Here is a 4,334-nt window from a genome sequence, read left to right on the forward strand (position 1 = left end):
CGCGGGCGGCGAGCAGTTCCACGGTCAGCGGCAGGCACCCGATCCGCCGGAGCACGGCGCGGCCGGCGTCGGCCTCGTGGTCGTCGGCGGGGAAGTCGGGGCGGGCGGTGCGGGCGCGGTCGAGGAACAACCGTCCGGCCTTGGAATCGAGCGGGTCCCGGGTGCCGTCCCGGGCCAACGGCCCGAGCGGCAGCACACACTCCTCGGCGAGCCCGAGCCGTACCCGGCCGGTCGTGAGCACGGTGACCGCGGGGCAGCGCCCGAGCAGTGTGCGCACGAGCGTGCGGACCTCGGTGAGCAGGTGTTCGCACGAGTCCAGCACCAGCACCCGGCGGCGGCCGGAGAGGTACTCGGCCACCGTCGCGAGCGGGTCGGGATCCCGGTCGTGCGTGTGGATCCCCAGGGCCCCGGCCACGGCTCCGGGCAGCTCCCCGGCGTCCCGGGTGGACAGCGGCACCACGGTGACGCCGACGGTGGCCGTGGACAGGGTCTCGGTGACCAGCCGGGTCTTCCCGACGCCGCCGGGTCCGACGACCGTGACCAGCCGCTCCCGGTCGAGCAGCCCGTTGAGCCGTGCGCGTTCGTGCCCCCGGCCGACGAACGTCGTCCCCGGCGGCACCGGCCTGCCCGGGTGGGCCGACCCCGGGTACCGCCCGGTCACGGCCTCGAACGTCTCGTCCAGCTCCACACTGGTCGGTTCACCGAGGTCGTCGGACACCCGCTCGCGCAGCTGTTCGTAGCAGGCCACGGCGTCGGCGGTCATGCCGAGGTGGTGCAGCGCCCACATGGCGTAGCCGCAGGCCCGCTCCCGGAGGGGTTCGGCGGAGAGCAGATTGAGCAGCCGCTGGGCCGCGTCGGCCACCTTCCCGGTCTCCAGCTCCCGTGCGGCCAGGTCCTCCACCGCACGGGCCCGCAACTGTCGCAACCGGACGGCCTCCGGGTGGTCGGCCCCGGCCCGCCGGAGATCGGGCAGCGGGTCGCCCCGCCACAAGGCCAGCGCGCGGTCCAGTGTGGAGATCGCCTCCGGTGCCGGGCACCAGCGCGCGGCCTCGATCATGTGCTCGAACCGCACGGCGTCGATCCGGTCGGGCGCCAGGTGCAGCACGCACCCGGCCGCCGACCAGCTGATCTCGGCCTCCGGGGCGAGCAGGGTGCGGAGTTTGCCGACCCGGGCGTCCAGCGAGTCCAGGGCCCGCGCCGGCCGCTGCGCGGGCGGCCAGGCCGCCTCCACCAGGGCGTCCGCGGAGACGCCCTGGTTGGCGTGGACGAGCAGGGTGGACAGCACCGCCCGCAGCGCCCGGTCGGTCAGCGGCTGGTCCGCCGCGCGCCGGTCGATCTCGAGTGGACCGAGAACCCGTACGAGGAGGTGGTCCGTGCCCTTGCTCACACCGCCATGGTCGGCCCCTACCGGGTGGTACTCCACTCGGAGAACGGCCGGACCGGGTGAATCACCGTCGGGGGAACCCCGGCGACCCCACGGTCACGGCTCCCGGACCGTCAGAGCTTGCGCAACCGCACCCGGTTGATCGAGTGGTCCGCGTCCTTGCGCAGCACCAGTGTCGCGCGCGGGCGGGTCGGCCGGATGTTCTCCATCAGGTTCGGCTCGTTGATCGTCTTCCACAGGTGCAGGGCCTCCGCGGTGGCCTCCTCGTCGTCCAGGCCGGCGAAGTGGTGGAAGTGCGACGTCGGGTCGGCGAAGGCGGTGTGCCGCAGCTTGAGGAAGCGTTCGACGTACCAGCGCTCGATGTCGGCGGTGTGCGCGTCGACGTAGAGCGAGAAGTCGAACAGGTCCGACACGGTCAGCCGTGGCCCCGGCTGCAGGACGTTGAGCCCCTCCAGGATCAGGATGTCCGGTTGGCGCACGACCTGCTCCTCGTCGGGCAGGATGTCGTAGGCGGTGTGCGAGTAGACCGGTGCCCGGACCTCCTCGGCGCCCGACTTCACCTCGGTGACGAACCGCAGCAGTGCCCTGCGGTCGTAGCTCTCCGGGAAACCCTTGCGGTGCATGATCCCCCGGCGGACGAGCTCCGCCCGGGGATGCAGGAACCCGTCCGTGGTCACCAGGTCGACCCGGGGGTGGTCGGGCCAGCGGGCGAGCAGCGTGCGCAGGATCCGGGCGGTGGTCGACTTGCCCACCGCCACGCTGCCCGCGACACCGATGACGAACGGCACCTTGGTGCCCCGGGTGTCCTCGCCGAGGAACGTGGTGGTCGCCTCGTACAGCTGTTGGCGGGCCGCCACCTGGAGATTGATCAGCCGGGACAGCGGGAGGTAGACCTCCGCGACCTCGGTGAGATCGATCTGCTCGCCGAGGCCCCGCAGCCGGGACAGCTCCGCGGCGGTCAGCGGCAGCGGTGTCGACCTGCGCAGTTCCCGCCACTGGTCCCGCTGGAACTCGACGTAGGGGCTGCGCTCACGGACCCGCGCCATTCACTCACTCCTCGCCCGTCGGTGGGCCGGCGCTGTACACCTGTTCTTCACGCGGACTCAACCGTAAGCGGTCACCGGCGCCGACGCGCTGTGACGTTGTGCACCCGCGGGGGCCGGGCCCGTGGCGTGGTGCCGCCGCCGGGCCGGGTGACCTGTCGCGCGGACGGGGAGACCGCTGTCGCACACCGGTCACCGGGCCGGTCAGCGCCGGTCAGCGCCGGTCAGCGGCCCAGGAAGACCTCTTCCCACGCGGCCGACACCTGGCGGGCGCAGGTGGCCGGGGACACACCGCCGACGCCGGTGCCCAGACCGGGCATCGCGATCGTGCTCACGACGTCCCGGAACCGGGCGCCCTGCTCGAACATGCCGTCCCGCCACAGCAGGAATACCGCGCGGGCGGCCAGGTACGGGTGCACCGTGTCGTCCGGCAGCGACTCGCCCGGCTGCCGCATGGTGGGGGCGCTGATCAGCCACTCCGGGACGGGGGCGCCGGTGGGCACGACGACCGCCTCCCCGATCGGCAGCTCACCCCCGTGGTAGGCGAGGACGGTGCTGCGCACCTGCTGTTCGATGCCCGGGAACGTCCGCGCGTAGACGGCGTCGATACCGCCGCGCATCCAGCCGAGGGAGTTCGCCGGGCTCACCACGGCCTGTGCGCGGACCTCCAGTACCGAGCCCCGATGCACCCGGACCGGGCCCGTCACCGAGTCGCGGACCGTGTTCCAGGCCTGCACGAGTGGCTCGTCGAGGGCGCACAACACCAGTTCCGGTGTGGCCGACGGGGTGGTGGCGCCCGTGCCGTCCGCCCCGGGTCCGTTGCGTGTGTGCGTGCCAGATTCGGCGGTCACCTCACCAGCATGACAAAGAATCGGACGCCTGGTAACCGCCGCCCCTCCCGGCCGAACGGGTGAGGATCGTCTCACCCGGCACCGGCGTAGCCTGTTGTTCCATGTCCCGGATCGCCTACTTCGGCCCGCAGGGCACGTTCACCGAGCAGGCCGCCCGCGCGCTCGCACCGGAGGGTGAGCTCGTCCCGGTCGAGACGATCTCCGCGGCGCTCGCGGCCGTGCGGGAGGGCACCGCCGAGCGGGCGTGCGTGCCGGTCGAGAACTCGGTCGAGGGGCCGGTCACCGCCACGCTCGACGGGCTGGCCGGGGACGCACCGTTGGTCGCCGTCGCCGAGGCGCTGTTGCCGATCCACTTCGCGGTGCTCGCCGCGCCGGGGGTGGCGGTCGTGCGCACGGTCGCCAGCCACCCGCACGCACTCGCCCAGGTGCGCGAGTGGCTGGAGCGCAACCTCCCCGAGGCGCACACCGTGGCCGCACCGTCCACGGCGGCCGCCGCGGTGGCCGTCCAGCGGGGCGAGTACGACGCGGCCGTGGCCGCACCGGTCGCCGTCGAGCACTACCCGCTCGACGTGCTGGCCGAGGGGGTCGCCGACGTGCCGGACGCGCGCACCCGGTTCCTGCTGCTCGGCCCGCCGGGGCGGCTGCCCGGGCCCACCGGGGCCGACCGCACCTCCGTCGTCGTGGCCGCGGCGAACCGCACCGGTTCGCTGGCCGAACTGCTCACCGAGCTCGCGCTGCGGGGCATCAACCTGACCCGCATCGACGCCCGGCCGATCCGGGGCAACTTCGGCCTCTACCGGTTCTTCCTCGACCTGGAGGGCCACATCGCCGAGCCCCGCGTCGGTGACGCGCTCGCCGCGTTGCGGCGGCGGTGCGGGGACGTGCGGTTCCTCGGCTCGCATCCGCGCGCCGACGGGGTGCGGACGACGGTCGAGCCGGGCGCGGCCGACACCGACTTCGTCGCCGCGGGGGAGTGGGTCGACGCGGTGCGCCGGGGCGACCGTGCCTGACCGGCCGCCTGCCTGAACGGCCGGGATCGGGGGTCAGAGCCGGATG

The 4,334-nt window shown here is 73.9% G+C and carries 4 protein-coding genes; 1 reads left to right on the top strand and 3 read right to left on the bottom strand.

Annotated features, from left to right (window positions below):
- The 3 genes from SACPADRAFT_RS28025 to SACPADRAFT_RS0215325 all read right to left on the bottom strand — a co-directional run.
- Positions 1-1,387: AfsR/SARP family transcriptional regulator (locus SACPADRAFT_RS28025; protein ID WP_040924401.1), on the bottom strand; the 1,387-nt coding region annotated here is incomplete at its 3' end.
- Positions 1,388-1,497: 110 nt separating this feature from the next.
- The gene (gene coaA / locus SACPADRAFT_RS0215320; RefSeq protein WP_007026677.1) at positions 1,498-2,430 is read right to left on the bottom strand and encodes a type I pantothenate kinase; all 933 of its coding nucleotides are present in this window, start codon (positions 2,428-2,430) and stop codon (positions 1,498-1,500) included.
- A gap of 221 nt (positions 2,431-2,651) precedes the next feature.
- Complete coding sequence (locus tag SACPADRAFT_RS0215325; protein ID WP_007026676.1) at positions 2,652-3,278, bottom strand: macro domain-containing protein; 627 nt, start codon at positions 3,276-3,278, stop codon at positions 2,652-2,654.
- Between the two features lie 101 nt (positions 3,279-3,379).
- Between SACPADRAFT_RS0215325 and pheA the strand changes: the two genes are divergently transcribed.
- A complete protein-coding gene (gene pheA, locus SACPADRAFT_RS0215330) occupies positions 3,380-4,288 on the top strand; it encodes a prephenate dehydratase (protein ID WP_007026675.1) in 909 nt (302 codons plus the stop codon).
- Positions 4,289-4,334 lie beyond the last annotated feature (46 nt).

Source organism: Saccharomonospora iraqiensis subsp. paurometabolica YIM 90007 (assembly GCF_000231035.2).
Classification (GTDB): Bacteria; Actinomycetota; Actinomycetes; order Mycobacteriales; family Pseudonocardiaceae; genus Saccharomonospora; species Saccharomonospora paurometabolica.

Bases quoted from the DNA above. Each gene is read 5' to 3' on its own strand.
- pheA (WP_007026675.1), top strand. From the start codon at position 3,380: ATGTCCCGGATCGCCTACTTCGGCCCGCAGGGCACGTTCACCGAGCAG.
- coaA (WP_007026677.1), bottom strand. From the start codon at position 2,430: ATGGCGCGGGTCCGTGAGCGCAGCCCCTACGTCGAGTTCCAGCGGGAC.